This is a genomic window from Pseudomonas sp. LBUM1653 (assembly GCF_059716115.1).
Window position 1 is genome coordinate 2337642 of sequence record NZ_CP166803.1, and the last position, 25107, is coordinate 2362748.

Genomic DNA, 25107 nt, shown 5'->3' on the forward strand with positions numbered 1-25107 from the left:
GGCGAGATCCTGTCCAAGCTCTACTTGCCGCCAGCCAGTGCGCTGGCGACAAAGGCTTATCGGCCGTTTTCTACAAGACTGGAGCGCAAATTAACTGGAGCGAAGTTCGTCAATAAATCCGAGGATTCGCGTACCCAGTTCCGCCGCCAGGGGCAAATTGGGATCTTTGTAGGAGGCCAGCTGGCGTTTGACGTCGTTGGGCACGATGCGCATGACGTGGTTCATGCCTTCGATCAGCGCCAGTTCGGCGTCCGGTTTGGCCGCCTTGAGCAACCGGGCATCATTGACCCCCACCTGGATATCGTTGCTGCCCTGGATGATCAGCGCCGGCATTTTCAACTTTGCGAACGCCGCGGCAGGGTCCTGGCGAAACAGCGAGATCAGGTACGGCTGCACACTCGGACGGAAAATCACCTGCAACTGGGGCGGCACGTTGTCGTCGGTTTTCCCGGCCTTGAGGCTGTCGAGCAGTTCATTGCTGCGTAGCATCAACGGGGGAGGCAGGCGATTGCCTAGTTGCTGGCGCAGGACCTGATCGATCGGCCGGGCGCTGCCGGACATGGAAATCACCGCCGCCGCATCGACGCTCGGCGCCGCGAGGCTGGCGATCAAGGCACCTTCGCTGTGGCCCAGCAGGATCAGCTGGCTGAAGCGCGGATCGGTCTTGAGTTTTCGACCCCAGGCTTCGGTGTCGGCGACATAGGCTTCCACCGACAGATTACGTTCGTCAGGGGTGGCCGCCAGGCTCGCCGCCACGCCGCGCTTGTCGTAGCGCACGCTGGCGATGTTGTGTTTGGCCAGCACCCAGGCCAGGCGTTTGAGGCTGTCATTGCGCCCGCCTTCGGGATTGTTACCGTCACGATCGGTCGGGCCAGAGCCGGAAATGATCAGGACAACCGGCACTGGCGTGTCGGACTTAGGCAGCAGCAACGAGCCGAAAAGCTCGCCGGTGCCGGTGTCCAGGGTGATCGGCCGCTGCAGGACAGTGGCCTGGGCGAAGCCGGAAATCAGGGTAAGGCTCAAGGCTAGAACTCGCAGCATTGTCACGCCATCATCACAAAGGTGTCGGTTGGACTCACACGCACCCATAAGGTTCGAGGATGAACTACTTGGATAGCCTGCGTATACTGGCGCGCATTACGTATTCAGGTTCATTTCACGGAGCGTCCTGCATGTCCGGCAATACCTACGGCAAGCTGTTCACTGTCACCACCGCTGGCGAAAGCCATGGCCCGGCGTTGGTCGCCATTGTCGATGGCTGCCCGCCGGGCCTGGAGATTTCCCTGGAGGATCTGCAGCGCGACCTGGATCGCCGCAAGCCCGGCACCAGCCGCCACACCACCCAGCGCCAGGAAGCCGACGAAGTCGAAATCCTCTCGGGGGTGTTCGAAGGTCGCACCACCGGCTGCTCCATCGGCCTGCTGATCCGCAACACCGACCAGAAGTCCAAGGACTACTCGGCGATCAAGGACTTGTTCCGTCCGGCCCACGCCGACTACACCTACCACCACAAATACGGCGAGCGCGATTATCGCGGCGGCGGCCGCAGCTCGGCCCGGGAAACCGCGATGCGCGTGGCCGCCGGCGCGATTGCCAAGAAGTACCTGGCGACCCAGGGCATCGTCATTCGCGGCTACATGAGCCAGCTCGGCCCGATCGAAATTCCGTTCAAGACCTGGGACTCGGTGGAGCAGAACGCGTTCTTCAGCCCCGATCCGGACAAGGTGCCGGAGCTGGAAGCCTATATGGACCAGCTGCGTCGTGACCAGGATTCGGTCGGCGCGAAGATCACCGTGGTTGCCGAGGGTGTGATGCCGGGCTTGGGCGAGCCGATTTTCGACCGTCTCGACGCGGAACTGGCCCATGCCCTGATGAGCATCAACGCAGTCAAGGGCGTGGAAATCGGCGCCGGTTTCGCCAGCGTCGCCCAGCGTGGCACCGAGCACCGCGATGAAATGACCCCTGAAGGTTTCCTCAGCAATAACGCGGGCGGCATTCTCGGTGGCATCTCGTCCGGCCAGCCGATCGTGGCACACCTGGCGTTGAAGCCGACGTCCAGTATCACCACGCCGGGCCGTTCCATCGATATCCATGGCAACCCGGTGGAAGTCGTCACCAAAGGCCGTCACGACCCGTGTGTCGGCATCCGTGCCACGCCGATCGCCGAAGCGATGATGGCCATCGTGCTGATGGACCACTTGCTGCGTCACCGGGGCCAGAACGCCGATGTGCGTGTGAGCACGCCGGTGCTGGGCCAGATTTAAGATAACGGTGACGGCGCTCCCGTACTGGCGGCTCTCCAGCTTTTATCTGTTCTATTTCGCCTTGCTCGGTTCGACAGCGCCTTTTCTGGCGCTGTACTTCGATCACCTGGGATTCTCCGCGGCGCGCATCGGCGAGCTGGTGGCCATCCCCATGTTGATGCGTTGCGTGGCGCCGAACCTCTGGGGTTGGCTCGGCGACTACACCGGGCGGCGGCTGGCCATCGTGCGCTTCGGCGCGGTGTGCACGTTGCTGACGTTTTCGCTCATTTTCGTCAGCCAGACCTATGCCTGGCTGGCGATGGTCATGGCTTTGCACGCGTTCTTCTGGCACGCGGTGCTGCCGCAATTCGAAGTCATTACCCTGGCGCACCTGCAAGGCCAGACCTCCCGCTACAGCCAGATTCGCCTGTGGGGCTCCATCGGTTTCATCATCACGGTGGTCGCGCTCGGGCGCTTGTTCGAATCGCTCAGCCTCGACATTTACCCCGCGGCGCTGGTGCTGATCATGGCCGGGATCGTGCTCAGCAGTCTGTGGGTACCGAACGCGCAACCGGTCCAGGGCGAGCGATTGACCGGCGAAGGTTTTCTCGCGCAATTGCGCAGCCCCGGGGTGTTGGCGTTTTACGCGTGCGTGGCGCTGATGCAGATGAGCCACGGGCCCTATTACACCTTTCTCACCCTGCACCTTGAGCGACTGGGCTACAGCCGGGGCGTGATCGGCATGCTCTGGGCCGTCGGCGTGGTGGCCGAGGTCCTGATGTTCATGGCCATGAGCCGGATTCTCGCGCGTTTCTCGGTACGGCGCGTGCTACTGGCGAGTTTTCTACTGGCGGCGTTGCGTTGGCTGCTGCTTGGTTCGCTGGCCGAATTTCTCTGGGTGTTGTTGTTTGCCCAGGTGCTACACGCGGCGACGTTCGGCAGCTTTCACGCCGCGGCCATCCAGTTCGTGCAACGCAGCTTCGGCCCACGCCAGCAAGGGCAGGGCCAGGCGTTGTACGCCGCACTGGCCGGCACCGGTGGCGCATTGGGTGCGTTGTATTCCGGTTACAGCTGGAGTGCCCTTGGCGCACCCTTAACCTTTAGTATTGCCAGCCTCGCAGCGCTGGCGGCAGCCGTTATCATTGCCACACGAATGCAAGAGGACACGCGCTCCCTCTTGAACCCTTAAGGAGTTGTCCTGATGAGCAGCCTGTCCGTTTATCACGTTTCCAGTCCCGACGTACCCAACAAGGTGCTGACTCATTTCGAAGACATTGCCTCGACCCTTGCCGAGCAGGGCGTACGCTTCGACCGCTGGCAAGCCCCGGCGAAGATCCGCCCAGGTGCCAGTCACGAAGACGTCATCAGTGCCTGCCAGGAGCCGATGGATACACTGATGACCGAGCGTGGGTTGCGCGGGGTCGATGTGATCAGCCTCGATCGCGATCACCCGCAAAAAGAGCCGATACGCGCGAGCTTCTTCGCCGAGCACCGCCAAGACGAAGACGAAGTCATGCTGTTCGCCGCGGGCAGTGCATTGTTGTCTGTACACATCGACGATTACGTCTACGCCGTGTTGTGCGAGAAAAACGACTTGATTGCGCTGCCGGCCGGCACCCGGCAGTGGCTGGACATCGGCGAGCAGCCCTATGTGGTTGCGATTCGTCTGTCCAGGACCCAACCTTGGGTGGCCCATTTCACCGGCGACGACAGCGCTGGCCGATTCCCGCCAATGGATGACTGAAAGCTGTTGGTTTCCCACACACAATTCAGGCCGTGAAGCGAAGCTTGCACGGCCTGATGGTGTACCGCTGCGCGACTCTTACAACGAATGATAGGTCGGCAAGGCGAAGCGCTGCTGACTTTGTAGCATGGAGATTTGCGGCAATTCGCTGGCTTGTTCGGCCAGATCGCGGCGAATGGCGCTGATCACCCACGACAGTTGATCGCCATTGTGCAGCTGCTGGTAGGAAATCGAGCGTTTGAATTCCCTGCCTTCGCTGCGCAGGGTGAGCAGGATCCCGCCGTCGGGTCGATCCTGGGTGGTCACGTCGAAGTTGGAGAACAAGGAGGTAAATTTTTCTTGGATCAGGCTCATGTCTATCAGCTCCGTTAGCTCATGAATGGCAAGCATGGGGAGACTGTTGCAGTGATTGTGCCAGTATTTCTTCCTCTAAAATTATTATATAAATCAATGACATAGAATTTTTGAGGTTTTTCTGTGTCGTGCAATCTGCATGAATGGCTATCGTGCATCCTGCATTTTGCGTGGTCGTCGGCATCCCGATGGAACCATTTGGCGTGCACGTGCTCACGATTTCAAACGTCGTTGTCGCGGATACAAAACATTTCAAAAACCGCGTGTACAGCTGCAGAACCGTTGACGTATTTTCGGGGTCGATCAACGCCGCCCGACAATAAAAAATCGAACGGGAGCAGCCATGAGCCGCACGCAGCACGACACGATTACCTGGGGCATGATGCTCCGCAAGCTGCCTTCCATTGCCAAAGCCATTCCTCGTGTGGTCAAGGGCATGAAGGTCGCCAACGTCAAGGATCCGACCCAAGCGTGTGGCCTGGGCTGGAGTTTCGAGCAGGCCACCCTGCGTAACCCCGAGGGGCCGGCCTTGCTGTACGGCGAGGTGCAACTGAGTTACGCCCAGGTCAACCGTTGGGCCAATCGCATCGCCCATCACCTGATTGCCCAAGGCATTGGCAAGGGCGATGTGGTGGCGGTCTTCATCGAGAACCGCCCGGAACTGCTGGTGACCATTCTGGCGGTGGCCAAGGTCGGCGCCATCAGTGCGTTGCTCAACACCTCGCAAACCCGCGATACCCTGGCCCATAGCCTGAACCTGGTGACGCCCGCAGCCATTGTCGTCGGTGCGGAACTGGTCCCGGCCTACCTGGCGGTGCGCGAGCGGGTGTCGATCGAGAGGGCGCGTACCTGGTTCGTCGCCGATCAGGACACCTACAGCCACCCGGGCATCGCGCCCGACGGCTTCGTCAACCTGATGACGGCCAGCGTCGACGCCTGTAGCGACAACCCAGCCAACAGTCAGCAGATCTTTTTCGACGATCCTTGTTTCTACATCTATACCTCGGGCACCACCGGGTTGCCCAAGGCCGGGGTGTTCAAGCACGGACGCTGGATGCGCAGTTGCGCAAGCTTCGGCATGATCGCACTGGATATGCGCCCCGAAGACATCGTCTACTGCACGTTGCCGCTGTATCACGCCACCGGCTTGTGTGTGTGCTGGGGTTCGGCCATCAGCGGCGCCTCGGGGTTCGCCATCCGCCGCAAGTTCAGCGCCAGCCAGTTCTGGAGCGATGTGCGCAAGTACCGGGCGACCACCCTGGGCTACGTCGGGGAGTTGTGCCGCTACCTGGTCGACCAGCCTCCCAGTACCGACGACAGCCAGCACGCCGTGACCAAGATGATCGGCAACGGTTTGCGTCCCGGCGCATGGGGCGAATTCAAGACGCGCTTCGCGGTCGAGCATATCTGCGAGCTGTATGCTGCCAGCGACGGCAATATCGGCTTCAGCAACATCCTCAATTTCGACAATACCGTGGGCTTTTCCCTGATGTCCTGGGAACTGGCGGCGTATGACCACGACAGCGGTGCGCCGACCCGTGGCGCCAATGGTTTCATGCGCAAGGTCGGCAAGGGCGAGCAGGGGCTGCTGCTGGCCAGGATCGACGACAAGGCTCCGCTGGATGGTTACACCGATCCGCACAAGACCGAAAAAGTCGTGCTGCACGATGTGTTCGTCAAGGGCGACCGCTACTTCAACACCGGCGACCTGTTGCGCAACATCGGTTTCGGTCATGCACAGTTTGTCGATCGCCTGGGCGACACCTACCGCTGGAAGGGGGAAAACGTGTCGACCACCGAGGTCGAGAACATCCTGCTTCGCCATCCAAACATTTCCGAGGCCGTGGCCTATGGCGTGGAAGTGCGCAACACCAACGGCCGAGCCGGGATGGCCGCGATCACCCCCGCGGAATCCCTGGCCACCCTGGATTTCGGCGAGTTGCTGGCCTTCGCCCGGCAACACATGCCGGCCTACGCGGTGCCGCTGTTCCTGCGGGTGAAAGTGAAAATGGAAACCACCGGGACCTTCAAATACCAGAAGACCCGGCTCAAGGACGAAGCGTTCGACCCCGCCAGGACCGGCGATGACCCGATCTACGCCTGGTTGCCGGGCACCGAGACCTACGTGCGAGTCACCGGGCAGGTGCTGGCGGACATCCAGGGTGGCAAGCATCGTTATTGAATGTGGCTATTGACCAGGGCTATGGCCGCGCATCAGAAAAAACAAGTGACAGTGACGCCCACGCTCGGGAAACTGTCGGCTTTGCGAAAAACTGAAAGTGGAGCGTTCAATGTCAGACAACAGCCGCCAGATGACCCCCGAAGAAGCCGCCGAGTTTGCCGAACAGGTCTTCAACAAGGCGCGCGAGGGCGATGCGGCCATGATGGCTGCGCTGCTGAGCAAGGGCCTGCCGCCGAACCTGCGCAATCACAAGGGCGACACCTTGCTGATGCTGGCCGCTTACCACGGCCACGTGGACACGGTAAAAGTCTTGCTCGAACACAAGGCTGATCCGGAGATCCGCAACGACAACGGCCAGAGCCCGATTGCCGGCGCGGCATTCAAGGGAGACCTGGCCGTGATCAGGGCCCTGGTCGAAGGGGGCGCGCAGGTCGAGGGTTCGTCTTTCGACGGCCGTACGGCGCTGATGATGGCCGCGATGTTCAACCGCGTCGAAGTCGTCGACTACCTGATCAGCAAAGGTGCCGATCCGCGAGCCAAGGACGCCAACGGTATTACTGCGCTGGATGCCGCTAAAACCATGGGTGCCGTCGATACCCTTGCGCAACTGGAGAAATTGCTCGGCTGATACCGTTTCGGGCCAGGTCTGACCGACCTGGCCTGACAGGCTCAGTAAACCCAGACCTCGACCCGCCGATTTCTGATCCGCCCCTCATCCTCGCTGTTGGCCGCCACCGGCATCTCGGCGCCGAAACCGCGAACGTCACGCAGCACCACGCCACTTTTCACCAACTCGCGGCGCACCGCCATGGCCCGCAGTTTCGAGAGCAAGTCGGCGCGTGCCGGATCGAGCTTGGCATCGCCGAACCCGACCAGCGTGACCTGGCGATCGGTTTTGCCGTGCTGCTGCACATAGTCGAGGACCCGTGACAGGTCCTGTCGGGCCTTGTTGTCCAGGCTGGCGCTGCCTTCTTCGAAGCGAAAGTTCACCGTCAGGCGCATGGCGTGGCGGCTCAGTGCCTGGTAGCCCTCGGGCATCAACGCATTCGGCGTGACGCTCATGGCCTGGATCGTCTGGGCGATGAAGCCGTTGGCCGCGACGATCGCCTGGCCCTGCTGACTTTGCGCGAAGGCCACCAGCGCTTCGGCCCAAGGGTTGTTGCGCTTGGGCGGCAGGTAAAAGAACAAGCGCCGCGACAGTGGGTAATCTTCCGTGGCTATCAGGTTGTTGAGCGGCAGCATGGCCATGGACTGGCCGTCGGCAATCGCCACGGCCTTGGCCGAGCGCACGTAGGGCAGGGCGATAAAGCCGATGCCGTGCGGATCCTGGCTGACGGCGTCGGACAATTGTTCGCTGGATTCGAAACGTTTCGCGGTGGCGCTCAGGGTTTTGCCATGACCACTGAGGACCAGTTCCCTGAAGGTATCGTAGGTGCCGGACTGATCATCCCGTGCATAAAGATGAATGGCCCCGCCGTTGCCACCGAGCTCTTCCCAGGTTTTCACTTCGCCGCTGAAAATGCGCGCCAGTTGCACGGTGTCGAGTGTGTTCAACGGGTTTTGTGGATGCAGGATGATTGCCACACCGTCGATGGCGATGACCTGTTCGGCGGCGGCGCTTTTCAGGTCGCCCAATGGTTGGAGGCTGAACCGCTCGCTGTCCTTGATCGGCCTGGAAGAGGCGGCGAGATCGGCACTGGCGGTTTTCAGTGCGGTGAAGCCGGTACTGGAGCCGTGGGCCGCCAGCTCCACTTCGACCCGACGGCCTTGTTCGGTTTCACCGACGATACGTGATTCGTTGGGCTGCTCCGTCGCTTCGCGGTGCACCCTGAGCAGGCCCTGCTTTTTCATCAGGCCCTCGACCAGCGCCGGCCCCAATGCCGCGCCAATGGTGTTGGAGCCCTGGATACGCAGCACCGGACCTTGCCCGGGGATCGGCAAGGCGCTGGCCGCTACCGACAGTGGCAGCCAGGTGCTGAGCATCAACAGGAACAGCCCGCGCAGTGACATGCCGGCACCTTTCAAGACCAAGGGAAGTGCCGGGAGAATAAGTCAGAAGGATTTCCGAAAGATGACAGCCCTGTATGAGTACATATCCATTCCTGCGGTAACGGCCACCTATGGTTTCGCCCTTACGGCGAGTCACTTGGAAGAGCCCTGTAGGAGCGAGCATGCTCGCGATGAACCTGAGAACACCGTGGGGTATCTGGTGCCCAGCGTCATCGTTGACGACCATCGCGAGCATGCTCGCTCCTACAGAGCCCGCCGCGATGGGCCATCCTTGGCCCAGCGCGGCTAAACCGGCATCCATGCCGGTTTGCCCACTGCGCAGAACCTCCACTCGGCCTCTCGATGGGACAAGAAAATCAAAAGCCAAATCAAAAGCAAAAGAAAAAGCGAGGCGGCCGACCGGCCGGCCTGGTCGGGGGGAGGGTACGCGTCTGTGATCGTTCCCACGCTCTGCGTGGGAATGCAGCCAGGGACGCTCCGCGTTCCGCTGACGACGCATGACGTGAGCCGTGCGCAATGGTGACGCGGAGCGTCACAGGATGCATTCCTTTGCTGCGCGTGGGAACGATCAATGATCAACTAACTCAATTCCAACCAGATCGGCGCATGATCCGAAGGCTTTTCCATACCGCGCAACTCGTAGTCCACGCCCGCATCCTTGATCCGTGGCAGCAGCCCGTGGGACGCCAGGATCAGGTCGATCCGCAGCCCGCGCTTGGGCTCGTCTTCAAATCCGCGGCTGCGGTAGTCGAACCAGCTGAAGCGGTCGGCGACATCCGGATTGAGGTGGCGGAAACTGTCCACCAGACCCCAGTTCTTCAGCCGGCCCATCCACTCGCGCTCTTCCGGCAGGAAGCTGCACTTACCGGTCTTCAGCCAGCGTTTCATGTTGTCCGGGCCGATGCCGATGTCGCAGTCTTCCGGGGAAATGTTCACGTCGCCCATCACCACCAGCGGCTGCTCGTTCCTGAACTGGCTTTCCAGCAGCGCCTGCAGGTCGCTGTAGAAACGCTGTTTGGCCGGGAACTTGGTCGGATGGTCGCGGCTTTCACCTTGTGGGAAGTAACCGTTCATGATGGTCACGGGCACGCCGTTGGCGTCGGCAAAGGTGCCCCAGATAAAGCGTCGCTGAGCATCGTCCTCATCGGTGGCAAAGCCTTTGTGCAAGGCCAGCGGCTCCAGGCGCGAAAGCAGGGCGACACCGTAGTGACCCTTCTGCCCATGGAAATACACGTGATAGCCCAAGGCCCTTACTTCATCGAGTGGAAACTGATCGTCATGGACCTTGGTTTCCTGCAACCCGATCACATCGGGCTGATGCTTTTCGATCAGCGCCGCCAGCTGATGAGGACGAGCGCGCAGCCCGTTGATGTTGAAGGAGACGATCTTCATGCTCGGCAGTCCTGGCAAAAGGGCGATGCTAGCGGACATGCCTGCGTGGGGCTAGCTGTTGGTGCGCAAACGTACCACTGTATGTCTAAAGCTTGCCCACAGGTAATCATTGCAAGTCCAGATATCGAACATTCCAATCAGCGCGGCGTGTCCGCTTGTCGCGCGCGGCGAGCACTAACTTTCGAGGAGGCAAGAGTATAAGATCCAAAACCATGGATTTAAATCTATCCTTCTTCAAGCTCACTGAACTTGTTGTTGAGTTTAATTATTTTTCACTACCTTTTTTGACGTTTGTGAGGGCCTCTGTCTATATGCCAGAATCTTGGGAAGTCAAAATATGGATACGAAAGGCGGACCGTACTTAACTCGGCTATGATGTTCCTGATTTTTTGTGCTTCATCGATAGTTGTCCATAATTTGTTGTGAATAAAATTCATATTTGAATTTGGAGGAATGTCATATTCAAATTGTGTTTTTGGTAATTTTGCAATTTTGCCAATTGCGGTCTTAAATTGATCTTCCAGACTATTAGGTATGGATGGTAGTATTTTATTTAGTTTGACTTCCGCATTGACTAAAGGACTTCTTCTGCTTTCCAGCTCGTGTACTGCTTCTCTGACGATTTTTTTCTGGCCTCTCTTGGAATGCTTGGCTAAGTCGACGGTATATTGGGCGTCCTTGTTGAAAAGGATGGTAGCTTTGCCATTCTTAATCGTTACTTTGCCTGCGATGGCATCACGTGCAATGACGTTTGCTCTATAAGTTGAAGTATTAATCCTTCCTATTCCAATAATCCGCAAGCTACCATCGGGGTCTATCCAGTTTATCGGATCATTCCCACAATACACATAAGGATTAATCCCGCCATCCCCAAACGGACTCAACTTATCCGGACTATTAAACCTCATCAACACCGGATTGAACTGTCGATACCCATTCCCCAAATGATAATGCCCGGTGACCAAATCCGGTCGTTCACCGTTAAACCCGAGCAGGCTCAACAAACCGTTCCCGAGCGGCCGATGCCCATAAGGCGTGTAGGCAATACAATGAGCCTGGATCGAGTCCACCGCGTTCAATACTGAGCGTTGTTGGTCGGTTGCCAGCAGCGTGGTGTCCACCTTGTCCCCACAACGATTCTGTTGCGCCAACACCTGATCGTCATGCTGGAAGATGCTGCGCTGCGCGGCGTTCTGAATTTCCGTGGCTAGACGGTCTTTGCAGAAAAAGCGCTGGAGCCCGGCCTGCCGGTCTGGCGCCCAGGTGATGGAGCGATCCAGCGCATCGTAGCGGTAGTGACACAATACTGTTTGAAGAGGTGCTGTAGTCATAGCCTGATCTCCGGACAAGGCTCAAAAAGCGGTAATGCGAGCATCAGCTAATTTTCAGGTTCTGCCTACTATCAGAACTGCTAGTGCGTCGGGTGCCAGGTCCGCGCTTTCGCATCCCTGCGCACAGATCTAGAGCAGTTGGTCTATACCTTGTAGACCCAGCAAAACCGCTGTTTTGAAACCAACAAGGAACTGTGCCCGCACCCAGAGGCTCGTACCAACAAGAGCGCCACCTTTTTGAGCGGCGCGCCGGGGAGATTTTCCGTTATGCCCGAAACCTCGACCGCTATTGCCGATATCCACATGCTCGACAGCGGCTATTCCCGCGAAGCGCGTTCCCTGTTGTACCAGGCCTACCGCCACGAGCCGACGTTCAGCTACCTGTTCGAAGCCGAGCGTCCTGGCTATGAACAAAGGGTGCGCGCCACCGTGCGCGAGTTGGTCAAGCAACACTTTTTCCAGGAGTTGCCGGCCATCGGCTTGCTGGTCAACGACCGGCTGATCGGCATTGCCCTGATCGCGCCGCCGCAACGGCGCCTGGGGGTGACTGAAAGTTGGGCCTGGCGCCTGCGCATGGTGCTCAGTACCGGTTTTGGCTGCACCCGCCGCTACCTTGAATACCACGACGCCGTCGCTGCCTGCGTGCCGAACGACTCGGTGCACGTGCTGCCGTTGCTGGGGGTTCACCCACAATTCCAGGGCAAGCACTTTGGCGAGCAACTGCTGCAGGCGGTGCATAACTGGTGCGCGGTGGATGAAAACTCCCAGGGCGTGATTCTCGACACCGGCAACCCTCGTTATCTCGACTTCTATAAGCGCCAGGGTTATGAAGAAATCGGCGAGGTGGCCGTGGGGCCGATTCGCGAACACGTGTTTTTCCACGCCAATCCGCAGGTATTACATTCGGCAACGGCTTGAGGTCGAACTTTCTGTGCAAGCCAGGCTCTATCACGCTCCACGCTCGTGATAGCATCCGCGCCTATGAATTTTCCAGGAAGAATTACCAGTGGCGTGCTGATGCTGATTACCAGCTGCGCGGCGCTGGCGCAAAGCGAATTGGATGTGCGGATCAAACCGTCCAACGATGCATTGAAGGCCAATATTGAAGGCTATATCGGCAGTCTCGGCGATCGTGACGAAGAGGCCTTGCTGCGCTTCAGTCGTGGCGCCGAGGAACAGGCGCGCAAGGCCGCCCAGGCCTTGGGTTACTACCAGCCGCAAATCGACAGCGAGGTAAAGGCTGGCAAGACGCCCCGCCTGGTGCTGAATATCGAGCCCGGCGAGCCGGTGCATTTGCGCAACGTCACGATCCGCGTCGACGGCCCGGCTGCCAGCCTCAAAGCCTTTCGTGTCCCCAAGAGCAAGGCACTGCAAACCGGTGCGGTACTCAACCACGGTCAATACGAGGACGCCAAGCGCCTGATCCAGAACCAGGCATCGCGCTATGGCTTTTTCAGTGGCCACTTTACCCGTCAGAAGTTGTCGGTCGATCCGCGGGCCGGGGTGGCCGATATCGAGCTGATCTACGACAGTGGTCCGCGCTACTCGCTGGGCAAGGTCAGCTTCGAAGGCGACACACCGTTCGACGAAGACCTGCTGCAACGCATGGTGCCATTCAAGGCCGGTACGCCCTATGACTCCGAACTGATCGCCGAGCTCAACCAGGCGCTGCAATCGAGCGGCTATTTCGAAGGCGTGCGGGTTGACGCGGCACCGACGGCGTCCAAGGACGACGTGATCCCGGTGGACGTCAAGCTCGAAACCCGCAAGCCACGCACCATGGGCCTGGGCATTGGCTACTCCACCGACGTCGGCCCACGGGTCAAGGCCAACTGGACCCGGCACTGGGTCAACCCCCAGGGTCACAGTTATGGCTGGGAGACCGAAGTCTCGGCGCCACGGCAAAACGTCGGGTTGTTCTACGACATTCCCCTGGACCCGCCGCTGACCGACAAACTGCGCTTCGCCGGTGGTTACCAGAAAGAAGAAATCGCTGACAAGGACAGCCTCAGCAAGCTGCTGACCGTCGGCCCGGAGTGGCACAGCAAGTTGCCCAGCGGCTGGCAACGGGTGGTTTCGCTCAAGTGGCAGCGCGAGGAATACCGACTCGGCGACGACTCCGGTCTCAGTACGCTGCTGATGCCCGGTGTGAGCTATTCGTACCTGAAAAGCGACAACCGCATCGACCCGCACAACGGTTATCGCCTGCAGTTCGAAAGCAAGGTTGCCAAGGAAGGCCTGGGTTCCGATAACAACTTGCTGTACGGCACCGCGCTGGTCAAAGGCCTGACCACGGTGTTCGACAAGCACCGCTTGCTCGGTCGGGTGCAGGTCGGCGGCAGTGCCACCAACGGCTACAAATCGATACCGCCGTCGTTGCGCTTCTTCGCCGGTGGCGACCAGAGTGTGCGCGGTTACGAGTATCAGAGCCTGTCCCCGGAAAACAGCCAGGGTGATCGCATTGGTGGTCGCTACATGGTCGCCGCCAGCGCCGAATACCAGTATTCCGTTGCGGAAAAATGGCGCGTGGCGACCTTCGTCGACCAGGGCAACTCCTTTAATACACTTGAGCTGCCGAACCTCAAGACCGGTGTCGGTGTCGGCGTGCGCTGGATCTCTCCGGTGGGGCCGATCCGCCTCGACCTGGCCCATGCGCTGGACGACGATGGCGGCATTCGATTGCACTTTTCCATGGGGCCGGAGCTGTGAAGCCTGTGTATGTGAAGCGAGGCTTGAAAATAACGCTGCTGGCCATTCTTGCGCTGTTGATGCTGCTGGTCCTGACACTGACCACGGTGCTGGGCACGGCGACGGGCAGTCGCTGGGCGCTCGGTTTTGTGCCGGGTTTAAGCCTGGACAATTTTCAGGGTCGCCTGGGCGGACAGTGGAGCGCCGACCATGTGCTGTGGCAGCAAGACGCCAGCCGGGTCGAGCTTGATAAAGTCATCTTCGCCTGGTCGCCGCTGTGCCTGACGCGCATGACTTTGTGCATCGAGCAACTGAAGGCTGATCAGGTCAGCCTGCAAATGCCGCCCGGCGAGCAAGAACAGAGCAGTGGGCCGATCAGTCTTCCTGATTTGAAACTGCCCCTGGCGCTCGAACTGGGGGATATCCAGGTCGGCAAACTGCTGTTCAACGGCAGCGAACAACTCAAGGGCTTGCAACTGGCGGCGCACTGGACGGTCAACGGCTTGCAGATCGACTCGGTGCAATTGCAGCGCGATGAGTTGAGCCTGCACCTGTCTGGCCTGCTGCAACCGACCGGCAACTGGCCGCTCAAGGCTGAAGGCAAACTGACCCTGCCAGCACCCGGCACCGAACCTTGGGCGCTGGCCCTGAAGGTTGACGGCGACCTGCTGAAAACCCTGAACCTGAAAGCCGACAGCAGCGGCTATCTCAATGGGCAACTGACCGGCAAGCTGCAACCGTTGGTGGAAAACCTGCCGGCCACGGTGCGCATCACCGCCGACGGCTTCAAAGCCAGCGCCGATTTGCCGGACACCCTGCAACTCAATCAGCTTGAACTGACTGGCGCCGGTGACCTGAAAAACGGTTACCAGTTACTCGGCAAGGCCACGCTGCCAGCCGAACAAGGACCGGTCGAGCTGGCGCTGCAAGGCAAGGTCGACGCCAACGGCGCGCAGATCGCCGCGCTGGACCTGACCGCCAACGAGAAACAAAGCCTCAAACTCACGGGCCAACTGGACTGGAGCAAGGGCCTGAGCGCGGATGCCAAAGTCGCCTGGCTGGACTTCCCGTGGCACCGTCTCTATCCGCTGATCGACGAACCCCAAGTGGCCCTGCGCAGCTTCAACGGTGACGTCTCCTACACCGACGGCAAATACCTGGGTCACTTCGACGCCGCGCTGGATGGCCCGGCCGGGGCGTTCAGCCTGGCCAGCCCGTTCGCCGGCGACCTGACGAAAATCTACCTGCAACAGATCCAACTCGTCGCCGGCCAGGGCAAGGCCGAAGGGCACCTGAACCTGCAATTCGCCGACGGCATCGCCTGGGACACCGCGCTGGATCTTTCCGCGTTCGACCCGGCGTACTGGGTTGCGGAACTGCCGGGCACCCTGGCCGGACCGTTGCGCAGCAAAGGCGAGATGAAGAATGACAAACTCAGCCTGAGCGCCGACCTGGATCTGAAGGGCAAGCTGCGTGGCCAACCGGCCGTCCTGCAGGCCAAGGCCGATGGCGCTGGCGAGCAATGGAATCTGAACGCCCTGCAAATTCGCCTCGGCGACAACAGCATCAACGGCAAGGGCAGCCTGCAACAGAAACTCACCGGCCAGATCGACATCAAGCTGCTGCGCCTGGCCCAGCTCTGGCCGCAATTGCGCGGCCAGATCAATGGCCGGGTCGATGTCGCCGGCACGCTCAAGGCACCGCAAGGCAAGCTCGGGCTGCAAGGCACGCAATTGGCTTTCCAGGACAATCGCCTGCAAAGCCTGAACCTGGACGCGACACTCGATAGCGCACAGCGGGCGAAAATCGACCTCAAGGGCAGCGGTATCCAGGCGGGCGATACCTCGCTGGGCACACTGACCGCCAGCGGGCAGGGCGACATCAAGAACCAGAAACTGAGCCTCGACTTGCAAGGACCGAAGCTCAAACTCGCGCTCGGCCTCGACGGTGCACTGGACAAAGGCAACTGGCGCGGGCGCTTGGCCAGCGGCGATATCCAGGCCGGTGGCCAGGACTGGAAGCTGCAGGGGCCGGCGAAGCTGGAACGGCTGGCGGACGGAAAAATCAATTTCGGCGCCCATTGCTGGGCGTCTGGCCCGGCCAGTTTGTGCGGTGAAGACCAGCGCCTGATGCCCGAGCCGAAGCTGCGTTATCACCTCAAGCAATTCCCCATCGACAGCCTTGCACAGTGGCTGCCGAAGGATTTCGCCTGGCAAGGCCGGCTCAACGCCGATGTGCAACTGGACCTGCCGGCCAGCGGCCCGAACGGCGTGATCAGCATCGATGCCAGCGGCGGCACGTTGCGCGTGCGCGAGAAAGATCAGTGGCTGGACTTCCCGTACCAGACCCTGAAACTCACCAGCCAGCTGACGCCCAAACGCATCGATACCGAGCTGAATTTCGTCGGCGGAAAGCTCGGGGAATTGAGGGTGCAGGCACAGATCAACCCGTTGCCGGAGAACAAGCCGCTGACCGGTACATTCCGCTTGAGCGGTCTGGACCTGTCGGTGGCGCGGCCGTTTGTGCCCATGGTCGAGAAACTGTCCGGTCGCTTGAATGGCAGCGGCACGATTTCCGGTGGCCTGCTGGCTCCGCTGGTCAATGGCAATCTGTTGCTCAGCGACGGCGAGGTTTCCGGCGCCGAGTTGCCGATGGAGATTCAAGCGTTGCAGTTGCAGGCGCTGATCGCCGGCGAAACCGTGCAGCTCAACGGCGGCTGGAAAAGCGGCAAGAGCGGGCAGGGCAGCCTCAACGGCAACATCGCCTGGGGCCAGGCGCTGGTGGTCGACCTGGCACTCAAGGGCTCGCAGTTGCCGGTCAGCGTCGAACCTTACGCCAAGGTCGAAGTGGCCCCGGACCTGAAAATCTCGATGAAGGGTGATGAGCTGGCCATCGCCGGCAAAGTGCGGGTGCCCAAGGGTGACATCACCATTCGAGAGTTGCCGCCATCGACGGTCAAGCTGTCCGATGACACGGTGATCATCGGGCTGCAGACCGAAGAGGGCAAACCGCCCTTGGCGATGAAAATGGACATCGATGTAGTAGTCGGCGAAGAAAAGCTGAGCTTTGCCGGGTTTGGCCTGACCGCCAATGTGCAGGGGCATGTGCACATCGGCGACAACATGGACACCCGTGGCGAGCTATGGCTCAACGACGGCCGGTATCGCGCCTACGGCCAACGGCTTACGGTGCGCCGGGCGCGGTTGCTGTTTGCAGGTCCTCTCGACCAGCCGTACCTGGACATCGAGGCAATCCGCCAGACCGACGATGTGATCGCCGGCATCCGCCTGAGCGGCAGCGCTGAGCAACCGACCACGCAGATTTTCTCGGAACCGGCCCTGAGCCAGGAACAGGCGTTGTCCTATCTGGTATTGGGGCGTCCGCTGAGTACCAATGGTGAGGACAACAACATGCTCGCCCAGGCCGCGCTCGGTCTGGGCCTGATGGGCAGCTCCGGGGTGACCGGCGGCCTGGCGAAGAATCTGGGCATCGATGATTTCCAGCTCGACACCGAGGGCAGTGGCAACGCCACCAGCGTGGTCGCCAGCGGCAACCTTTCGGAGAAGCTCAGCCTGCGTTATGGCGTGGGTGTGTTCGAACCGGCCAATACCATTGCCTTGCGCTACAAGCTGAGCAAGAAGGTTTACCTTGAAGCGGCCGGTGGCGTGGCCAGTTCGTTGGATATTTTTTATAAGCGGGATTTTTGAGCCAGTCTAAATCCTGCGCGGCGGCCTTCGCAGGTGTCTGGGCAGGAATGAGAAAGAACGCGGTGCTAAACCTGTAGGAGCCGGCTTGCTGGCGATCGCGGTGTATCAGTCACATCAACGTCGACTGACACTCCGCGATCGCCAGCAAGCCGGCTCCTACAAGGGGGGTAGTCAGAATTGTACGGTTTGCCTCAGTATCTGTGCCGCCGGCGTATCCGCCGGGCTGACCATCGCATAGTTGTAGCCACCCCCCGACCAATACTCGGCCTGCAAGCCGCCATCACTACGGCTGCCCCTCGGCAGCAGGAAGTTCTTCGGACCCGGCGGACGCACGTAGAAGCTGATTTTCTGCCCGCCCTGATCCTCGTAGACCACCATCGCCGCCGGTCCTTGCTCGGTGCTGAGCAAGCGCCCGCTGGCCGGTTTGAATCCTGCGCCAGACAAGTCAGGCAGGCGATTGGCCTGGGTGAAATAACGGTCGAGCCAGCCCTGCATGTCACCGTCTTCCCCGGCCTTGTAGTCCGCCGGCAATAGCCCCTGCTCGGCAATCAGACGATAAGCCTGCATGGCATCGGCCATCGGCTGCGCTGCGCTGAGGAGGGTCATTTCCCGAGCCTGCCAGCCGCTGACCCCACCGATGCTGACGGCGATCAGCAATACCGCAGCGCTGGCCAGGTGGCGTCGGGACTGGCTCTTGAGGCGTCGGCGGATCTGCACCGGATCAAGGTCCGGATTGGCCGGTTGCTGCAAGGCGCCACTCAGGGCCGCGCGCAGTTGTTGGGCGTCCTGCTGCCAGGCGCGGACTTGTGCGGAAATTTCCGGGCTACTGGCCAGAAAGGTCTCCACCAGACGCCGGTCTTCCTCGCCGAGCTGATGGTCGACGTAAGCGTGCAGGTCGCGCTCGCTGGGGGGCATACTGATCATTTGAGTCTCCGCAGGGAAGGGCGGTTGATTTCGCCATCGCTGAGTTGGCGCAGGGCCTGGCGGGCCCGGGACAGGCGGGACATCACGATGCCGGTGGGCACGCCGAGAATCTCGGCGACCTCTTTGTAACTCAGGCCTTCTACCGACACCCACAGCAGCAGTGCACGCTGTTCCGTGGGGAGTTGATCAAAGGCGTTGAGGGTCGATTGGGCGATCACGGTACGCTCCACCGAAGGCTGCGCATCATCGCGTCCGGTAAAGAATTCGAGCATTCGCGCGTAGCGTCGGGAACGTCGGTGTGCATCGAGAAACTGTCTATACAGAATCGCAAACAGCCAGGCGCGCAAATCGCCCTCGACGCGCTTGTCGCCCCAACTCGACAGTGCGCGCTCCAGGCACGACTGCACCAGATCGTCGGCGCTGCTTGAGTTACGCGTGAGCGATACGGCGAAGCGGCGCAATCTGGGAATGATTTCTCTCAGTTGTTCGTCGATATCGTTCATGAATTTCTGGTTACTCACTACGCTTTGAACCAGGAAGACGCTTGGCGTGGGAGGTTATTCCACGCCCGGAAAAATAAATACCGGGCGATGGAATAAACCACCGCGAGGTTCGTCTGCCTGATTCTTCTCACTTGTGGCCGATGGCCCTGGAGTCTTTCATGGTAGATCGATCATCACCGCCACCCTTGAGTGCCGCGAGTCTGACGTTGCGTCTGGCCGGCATTGCTCTGGTCGTCGCCGCAGTGGCTGGGGCGTTTGCCTACGTCAACGGCACCTTTGACCCACAGCGCCTGACCCCGAAAAAGCTGATCAATGTGCTGGAAACCAATAACGGTGTGCATCCGGGATTTCGCCGCAATCACTCCAAAGGCGTGTGCGTGATCGGCCATTTCGAGAGCAGTGGTGAGGCGCGCAGCTATTCCACCGCGCAAGTGTTCAATGAGGCACGCACACCCGTGGTCGGTCGTTTTGCCTTGCCCGCGGGCAACCCTTATGCCCCGGACAGCGCCGTGCCGATCCGCAGCCTGTCGTTGCGTTTCACTCAGGCCAACGGCCAGCAATGGCGCACCGGGATGAACAGCATGCCGGTATTCCCGGTGGGTACGCCCGAAGCGTTTTATCAATTGCAGCAAGCTCAGTCGCCGATTCCGGCCACCGGTAAACCGGACCCCGCAGCCGTGCCCGCATTCTTCGGTTCGCATCCGGAAGCCGGACCGTTCCTGGCCTGGATCAAGACGGCCAAGCCATCGGCCAGTTACGTCACTGAAACCTACAACAGCGTCAATGCGTTTTACCTGGTCAACGAGGCCGGACAACGCCAGGCCGTAAGGTGGAGCATGGTCCCGGTAGCCCAGGACGCGCCGGGGGCCACGGCACCAGAAGGCACTGATTTCCTGGAGAAGGATCTGGTTCAGCGAATCGCCGCGGGTCCGCTGCGCTTTCAATTAAACATCACCCTGGCCAACCCCGGCGATCCGGTCAACGACGCCAGCAAGGCCTGGCCCGAGGGGCGCAAAGTATTGAACGCCGGCACCCTGATCCTTGAAAGCACCCAACCGCAACTCAGCGGCGAATGCCGTGACATCAACTACGACCCGCTGGTTTTACCCGCCGGGATAGAAGGTTCCGACGACCCGTTGCTCGCCGCTCGTTCAGCCGGTTACGCCACGTCCTACCTGCGTCGCACCAGCGAAGTCAGTCAGTTGCCCGCCACCACGAAGGAGGCCCAGCAATGAGCACTCAACCCAACCACTTCGCTCCCCTGGCGCGCCTGCTGCACTGGCTGATGGCGCTGATGATCATCGCCATGCTGTTTATCGGCGCGGGCATGGTCGCCTCGGTGTCCGAGCGTCATGAATGGCTGATTCACCTGCACAAGCCCTTGGGTGTTGCCATTTTGCTGTTGGTGATCGTGCGTATTGTTGTGCGTTTTTCGACTCGGCAGCCACCACTGCCGGCCGACCTTCCGGGTTGGCAGGTACTGGCGGCCTATGCGTCGCACTTCTTGCTATACGCCTTGATGCTGATTCTGCCGTTGCTGGGTTGGGCAATGATTTCAGCGTCGGGCGAACCGGTGATGCTTAGCAGCTCATTGCAGTTGCCGTCGATCGTACCGGCGAACGCGCAGGTGTTTGCGTTTCTGCGAAAAGCGCATGGGTATCTGGCGTATCTGCTGTTCCTGACCGTGCTGCTGCATCTGGCCGCAGCGTTGTTTCATGGTTGGGTGCGGCGCGATGACGTCCTGGATAGCATGTTACGAGGCAAAGACCGTTTGTAGGAGCCAGGCTTGCCGGCGAACCAGGCGCTGCGGTGTATCTGTAACACCGCATCATCGTTCTTCCCTGTAGGAGCCAGGCTTGCCGGCGAACCGGACGACGCGGTGTATCTGAAACACCGCGTCATCGTTCTTCCCTGTAGGAGCCAGGCTTGCCGGCGAACCGGACGACGCGGTGTATCTGAAACACCGCGTCATCGTTCTTCCCTGTAGGAGCCAGGCTTGCCGGCGAACCAGGCGCTGCGGTGTATCTGTAAAAACCGCGTCATCGTTCTTCGCGGGCAAGCCTCGCTCCTACAAGGGTTGTGTATGGGTTGAGCCCGACCCGCAGGAGACGGCGGTGCAGCGCAATCAGCGCAAGGTATCGACCATATCAGCCACCGTGGTCAACACATCCTTGCCCAGCTGCTTCGAACGCTTGCCCGACCAGCCGGTCAACGGGTTCGGATGATCGTCGTGATCCTTGAACGGCATTTCCAGGGTCAGCGACAGGCAGTCGTACTTCTGGCCAACACTGTTGCACGCCAGGGTCATGTTGGCTTTGCCCGGTTCATCACGGGTGTAGCCGTGCTTGGTCTGGAAGTCCTTGGTGGTGTGTTTCAGATGGCTGCGGAAGTGTTCTTCGAGTTTTTCGATGCGCGGCGTGTAGCCCGGATTGCCCTCGCAGCCGGCGGTGAACACGTGAGGGATTTCCTCGTCACCATGGACGTCGAGGAACAGGTCGACGCCGTACTTTTCCATCTGCTGCTGCACAAAAAAGACTTCCGGGCTGATCTCCTGGCTGGCGCTCTGCCAGGCGCGGTTCAGGTCCTGGCCCATGGCGTTGGTGCGCAGGTGGCCGTGGAAGGCACCGTCCGGATTCATGTTCGGCACCAGGTACAGGTCGGCGCTGGCCAGCAGTTTGTTCAGCACCGGGTCGTCGTGTTTTTCCAGGCGCTCGATCACACCCTCCATGAACCACTCAGCCATGTGTTCGCCAGGATGTTGCTGGGCAATGATCCACACCTTGCGCTGGCCTTCGGCCCCGGTACCTTTGCGCAGCAGCTGGATGTCGCGGCCTTCGACACTCTTGCCGGTGGCCAGCAGTTCGGTGCCGGCCTTGCTCAGCGCCTGCTCGATCAACCAGTCGTGGCGACCACGGCTGTAGGGTTCGAAGTAGGCGAACCAGGCGTGGGTCTGTTCAGCTTCCAGGCTGAAGCGCAGGCAGTCGCCCTCGAAAATGGTCGGCACACGGAACCAGTTGACGTGGTCGTAGGACGCCACCGCTTGATAACCGGTCCAGGCCTTGTTGTAGGAGGATTGGCTGGCATTGTTCAGGCGAAACCAATGGTCCTGGCCGACATGCAGGCCGCTGGCCTTGAAGTGGAACCACTGGAAATGGTTGCTTTTGGTATCGGGGCGGATGGCCAGGAGGGGCTTGAGCGGGTCGCTGACATCGATCACCTGGATGTTGCCGCTGTCGAAGTTGGCACTGATGTCGAGAGTTTTAGCCACGGTCAGGGTTCCTGATTAAGATTTTTATGGCGGCTACTTTACACGCAAGCGTAGAGGGCTGGCAGCGTAGATAAAACGTTTCACCGGTGATGCCAAGGATTGGGGGCGCGGTTCGGAAGTTCACCTGCACTGCATCCCCATTGGCCGTGTTACCACCCGCACCGTTTTGTGGCGGTTTGGTTACACCATGGTTCATTTCAACTCGTTCCCGTCCGGCGCCCATGGGCGCTACCGGCCTTTCTGATTTCAGTTATATCAATCCAATCAGACACCTGCACGCTTTGCGGCGAATCTGGCACGCAACGTGCTTTTTTGGCTTTATGGATAATTGGATACAAAAATACAAAAGGTGCATTTAATGAAATTCGCCCCTGTCTATGCCGAGCGCCAACCTGTTACCGCCGAGGAAGAGGCTTATAACTTTCTGCTGGAGGCCATCTGCAAAGGGCGCTACCGCACCGGGGAGCGGCTTATTGCCGAGGACATCGCCGGTGAAATCGGCATGAGCCGCATGCCGGTACGTGAAGCCTTCCGGCGTCTGGATGCCGATGGCCTCGTGACGCTACGGCCCAATCGCGGCGCCATCGTGCGCGGCCTGAATATCGAGGAAATGCGTGAGGTGTTCGAGATGCGCAGCGCCCTTGAAGGTCTCGCCATTCGGGTCGCCGTGACGAAACTCACCGAGCGCCATTTCAGTCACCTCGAGCGCCTGCTCGACGAGATGGACGACTACCGTGAGGACGGCGCCGAGTGGGTCAGCCGCCATCGCGCCTTCCATGAATACCTGTGCAGCCTGAGTGAACGGCCGCGCCTGATGCGGCAAATTTCGGCGCTGTATTCGGTGATCGAGCCGCACATGCGCCTGTGGCTGCAACACGCCGACAAACCTCGCAGCGCCCGGGACGAACACGCCTCGATCATTGAAGCATTGCGCTCCGGCGACCCGGACAAAGCCGCCGCCGTGGTGTGCGAACACATCGAGGGCACCATTCCGCGACTCATTCAGTTTCTCGAAGCCCACCCATAGAAGAAGCCCACATTCCCCTGTAGGAGCTGTCGAGTGCAACGAGGCTGCGATCTTTCGATTTTTAAAAACAAGATCAAAAGATCGCAGCCTCGTTGCACTCGGCAGCTCCTACAGGGGACTTACGTTGCAGCCACTTGGAGTTTTGCCATGCACAAGCCTTGCGCGTTAGTTGCCGTGTTTACCTTGAGTCTGTGTTCGCAATGGGCGTTCGCCGCCCCCGAGTTACCCGAGCGATTGAGCAAGAGCGAGAAGATCGTCTATTGCTCCGGCATGGATTCACCGCCGTTGGTGTCCTTTGACGTGAAGCAAAAACCGGTGGGGCTGCAGGTCGACATGGGCGAAGCGATTGCCCAGCGCCTGGGTGACAAGAAGGTCGAGTGGCGTATCTCGCCTTTCGCCGGGCTGATCCCGGCGCTGCTGGCGCAGCAGTGCGACATGATCGTCGATCAGTTGTTCGACAAGCCCGAACGTCGCGAGGTGATCGACATCGTCAACTTCATGTATTCCAGCCAATCCATCGTGGTGCCCAAGGGCAACCCGAAAGCGGTGACCACCCTGGAGGATCTGTCCGGGCTCAAGGTCGCGGTCAGCAACGGTTCGACCATCCGGGTGCTGCTGGGCAAGGAAAACGAAAAGCTCGAAGCGGCCGGCAAGGCGCCGATGAAACTGGTGGTGTACAACGTCGACGCCGATGCGTTCCAGGCCTTGCGCATCAATCAGGTGGACGCCTTCGGCACCACGGTCGAGTCCGCCGGCCATTATCAACAACTCGCCCCAGACCTGTTCCAGTCGGCGGTGCCGGCGTTCAACCGTATCCTCACCGGCTTTGGCGTGCGCAAAAGCGACCCGCAGCTGACCGTGGCGTTGACCGAGGTGTTGCAAGGCATGCGCGCCGACGGCAGTTACGCCGCGCTCCTCAGTAAATGGCATGTCGACAGCGACAAACTGGACTGAGGGCAAACCGGATGAATTTCAATTGGGATGTGTTCTGGCAGTACCTGCTGCAACCCAGCGATGTCTACCTGACGGGGTTGTGGCTGACCTGCCTGATCAGCGTGTCGGCGATGTTGCTCGGTTGCGTTCTGGGGCTGATCGCGGCGTTGATGAAGCTGTCGAGTAACCCGCTGTTGCAGTACCCGGTGCGCTTCTATGTCTGGCTGATGCGCGGCACGCCGTTGCTGGTGCAGATCGTCTTTCTGTACACGGCATTGGCGGCGGGGGGGATATTCCGCTTTGAAGACCTGGACCTCGGCTGGTTCATCGTGCCGGGCAACATCCAGGCGGCGATCATCGCCCTGGGCCTGAATGAAGGCGCGTACATGGCGGAGATCATCCGCGCCGGTATCGGTGCGGTGGACAAGGGCCAATACGAGGCCGGGCGCTCCCTGGGCATGACCTTTGCCAAGTTGATGCGGCGCATCGTCCTGCCCCAGGCGTTCCGGGTGATCGTGCCGCCGCTGGGCAACGAGTTCAACGTGATGTTGAAAAACACCACGCTGGTCAGCGTCATCGGGGTGCAGGAGTTGTTGCTCAGTACGCAAATGGTGACCTCGGCGACGTTCCGCGTGTTCGAGTTGTACCTGGTCGTGGCCATCTACTTCCTGGCATTGACCACGCTGTGGGGCTTTTTCCAGCGCTGGCTGGAAAAACGCTTCGGTCAGTCCGATCGTCCGGCACCGGCCGCCAGCCGGATGTTCGGCCGCAACACCATGAAACTGTTGAGGGGGCGTTGAG

At 60.2% G+C, this 25107-nt stretch carries 21 protein-coding genes; 13 read left to right on the forward strand and 8 right to left on the reverse strand.

Annotated elements, in window-relative coordinates:
• Nucleotides 1-90 precede the first annotated feature (90 nt).
• Nucleotides 91-1089, reverse strand: coding sequence for an alpha/beta hydrolase (locus ACA054_RS10590; RefSeq protein WP_497689336.1), 999 nt, complete (start codon nucleotides 1087-1089; stop codon nucleotides 91-93).
• An 83-nt stretch (nucleotides 1090-1172) separates the two neighbouring features.
• Here ACA054_RS10590 and aroC point away from each other — a divergent pair, with 83 nt between their 5' ends.
• From aroC to ACA054_RS10605, 3 genes are read left to right on the forward strand one after another with little or no spacing between them, the layout of a single operon-like run.
• The gene (gene aroC, locus ACA054_RS10595; RefSeq protein ID WP_497689337.1) at nucleotides 1173-2264 is read left to right on the forward strand and encodes a chorismate synthase; all 1092 of its coding nucleotides are present in this window, start codon (nucleotides 1173-1175) and stop codon (nucleotides 2262-2264) included.
• A 1-nt stretch (nucleotide 2265) separates the two neighbouring features.
• The gene (locus ACA054_RS10600) at nucleotides 2266-3432 is read left to right on the forward strand and encodes an MFS transporter (RefSeq protein ID WP_497690274.1); all 1167 of its coding nucleotides are present in this window, start codon (nucleotides 2266-2268) and stop codon (nucleotides 3430-3432) included.
• Nucleotides 3433-3444: 12 nt separating this feature from the next.
• Nucleotides 3445-3987, forward strand: a complete 543-nt coding sequence (locus ACA054_RS10605; protein ID WP_497689338.1) for a 1,2-dihydroxy-3-keto-5-methylthiopentene dioxygenase — start codon at nucleotides 3445-3447, stop codon at nucleotides 3985-3987.
• Nucleotides 3988-4065: 78 nt separating this feature from the next.
• Here the strand turns inward: ACA054_RS10605 and ACA054_RS10610 are convergent, their stop codons facing one another.
• Entirely contained in the window at nucleotides 4066-4341 is a 276-nt protein-coding gene (locus tag ACA054_RS10610) for a DUF3509 domain-containing protein (RefSeq protein WP_497689339.1), read from the reverse strand.
• 343 nt (nucleotides 4342-4684) lie between these two features.
• Between ACA054_RS10610 and ACA054_RS10615 the strand changes: the two genes are divergently transcribed.
• On the forward strand, nucleotides 4685-6523 hold the full coding sequence (locus ACA054_RS10615) for a long-chain-acyl-CoA synthetase (protein WP_497689340.1): 1839 nt from the start codon (nucleotides 4685-4687) through the stop codon (nucleotides 6521-6523).
• Nucleotides 6524-6632: 109 nt separating this feature from the next.
• On the forward strand, nucleotides 6633-7151 hold the full coding sequence (locus tag ACA054_RS10620; RefSeq protein WP_497689341.1) for an ankyrin repeat domain-containing protein: 519 nt from the start codon (nucleotides 6633-6635) through the stop codon (nucleotides 7149-7151).
• Nucleotides 7152-7192: 41 nt separating this feature from the next.
• Here the strand turns inward: ACA054_RS10620 and ACA054_RS10625 are convergent, their stop codons facing one another.
• The 3 genes from ACA054_RS10625 to ACA054_RS10635 all read right to left on the reverse strand — a co-directional run bounded on the left by ACA054_RS10625 (nucleotide 7193) and on the right by ACA054_RS10635 (nucleotide 11256).
• Nucleotides 7193-8533: a substrate-binding domain-containing protein gene (locus ACA054_RS10625; protein ID WP_497689342.1), complete on the reverse strand. Its 1341-nt coding sequence runs from the start codon at nucleotides 8531-8533 to the stop codon at nucleotides 7193-7195.
• Nucleotides 8534-9112: 579 nt separating this feature from the next.
• Nucleotides 9113-9925, reverse strand: a complete 813-nt coding sequence (gene xthA / locus ACA054_RS10630; RefSeq protein ID WP_497689343.1) for an exodeoxyribonuclease III — start codon at nucleotides 9923-9925, stop codon at nucleotides 9113-9115.
• A 275-nt stretch (nucleotides 9926-10200) separates the two neighbouring features.
• Complete coding sequence (locus ACA054_RS10635) at nucleotides 10201-11256, reverse strand: RHS repeat-associated core domain-containing protein (protein ID WP_497689344.1); 1056 nt, start codon at nucleotides 11254-11256, stop codon at nucleotides 10201-10203.
• A 267-nt stretch (nucleotides 11257-11523) separates the two neighbouring features.
• Here ACA054_RS10635 and ACA054_RS10640 point away from each other — a divergent pair, with 267 nt between their 5' ends.
• From ACA054_RS10640 to ACA054_RS10650, 3 genes are all read left to right on the forward strand, one after another.
• Entirely contained in the window at nucleotides 11524-12174 is a 651-nt protein-coding gene (locus ACA054_RS10640) for a GNAT family N-acetyltransferase (protein WP_497689345.1), read from the forward strand.
• Nucleotides 12175-12237: 63 nt separating this feature from the next.
• Complete coding sequence (locus ACA054_RS10645) at nucleotides 12238-13965, forward strand: autotransporter assembly complex protein TamA (protein WP_497689346.1); 1728 nt, start codon at nucleotides 12238-12240, stop codon at nucleotides 13963-13965.
• Nucleotides 13966-13976: 11 nt separating this feature from the next.
• Nucleotides 13977-17651 carry a translocation/assembly module TamB domain-containing protein gene (locus ACA054_RS10650; RefSeq protein WP_497690275.1) on the forward strand — a complete coding sequence of 1225 codons (3675 nt, stop codon included), beginning with the start codon at nucleotides 13977-13979 and terminating at the stop codon, nucleotides 17649-17651.
• Between the two features lie 171 nt (nucleotides 17652-17822).
• Here ACA054_RS10650 and ACA054_RS10655 read toward each other — a convergent pair whose 3' ends face one another.
• The gene (locus ACA054_RS10655) at nucleotides 17823-18575 is read right to left on the reverse strand and encodes an anti-sigma factor family protein (RefSeq protein ID WP_497689347.1); all 753 of its coding nucleotides are present in this window, start codon (nucleotides 18573-18575) and stop codon (nucleotides 17823-17825) included.
• The gene (locus ACA054_RS10660; RefSeq protein WP_497689348.1) at nucleotides 18572-19078 is read right to left on the reverse strand and encodes a sigma-70 family RNA polymerase sigma factor; all 507 of its coding nucleotides are present in this window, start codon (nucleotides 19076-19078) and stop codon (nucleotides 18572-18574) included. Before ACA054_RS10660 ends, ACA054_RS10655 begins: the two co-directional genes overlap by 4 nt.
• Before the next feature lie 158 nt (nucleotides 19079-19236).
• Between ACA054_RS10660 and ACA054_RS10665 the strand changes: the two genes are divergently transcribed.
• Both ACA054_RS10665 and ACA054_RS10670 read left to right on the forward strand, forming a co-directional pair.
• Entirely contained in the window at nucleotides 19237-20313 is a 1077-nt protein-coding gene (locus tag ACA054_RS10665; RefSeq protein ID WP_497689349.1) for a catalase family peroxidase, read from the forward strand.
• Nucleotides 20310-20855 carry a cytochrome b gene (locus ACA054_RS10670; protein WP_497689350.1) on the forward strand — a complete coding sequence of 182 codons (546 nt, stop codon included), beginning with the start codon at nucleotides 20310-20312 and terminating at the stop codon, nucleotides 20853-20855. The genes ACA054_RS10665 and ACA054_RS10670 overlap by 4 nt, the downstream gene beginning before the upstream one ends.
• 348 nt (nucleotides 20856-21203) lie before the next feature.
• Here the strand turns inward: ACA054_RS10670 and ACA054_RS10675 are convergent, their stop codons facing one another.
• A complete protein-coding gene (locus ACA054_RS10675; protein WP_497690276.1) occupies nucleotides 21204-22352 on the reverse strand; it encodes a M14 family metallopeptidase in 1149 nt (382 codons plus the stop codon).
• Between the two features lie 352 nt (nucleotides 22353-22704).
• Here ACA054_RS10675 and ACA054_RS10680 point away from each other — a divergent pair, with 352 nt between their 5' ends.
• The 3 genes from ACA054_RS10680 to ACA054_RS10690 all read left to right on the forward strand — a co-directional run bounded on the left by ACA054_RS10680 (nucleotide 22705) and on the right by ACA054_RS10690 (nucleotide 25106).
• Nucleotides 22705-23373 carry a GntR family transcriptional regulator gene (locus tag ACA054_RS10680; protein ID WP_497689351.1) on the forward strand — a complete coding sequence of 223 codons (669 nt, stop codon included), beginning with the start codon at nucleotides 22705-22707 and terminating at the stop codon, nucleotides 23371-23373.
• Nucleotides 23374-23520: 147 nt separating this feature from the next.
• A complete protein-coding gene (locus tag ACA054_RS10685; protein WP_497689352.1) occupies nucleotides 23521-24327 on the forward strand; it encodes an ABC transporter substrate-binding protein in 807 nt (268 codons plus the stop codon).
• 11 nt (nucleotides 24328-24338) lie between these two features.
• Nucleotides 24339-25106 (forward strand): amino acid ABC transporter permease, encoded by a 768-nt coding sequence (locus tag ACA054_RS10690; protein ID WP_020800364.1) that lies wholly within the window; start codon nucleotides 24339-24341, stop codon nucleotides 25104-25106.
• Nucleotide 25107: the final 1 nt, after the last annotated feature.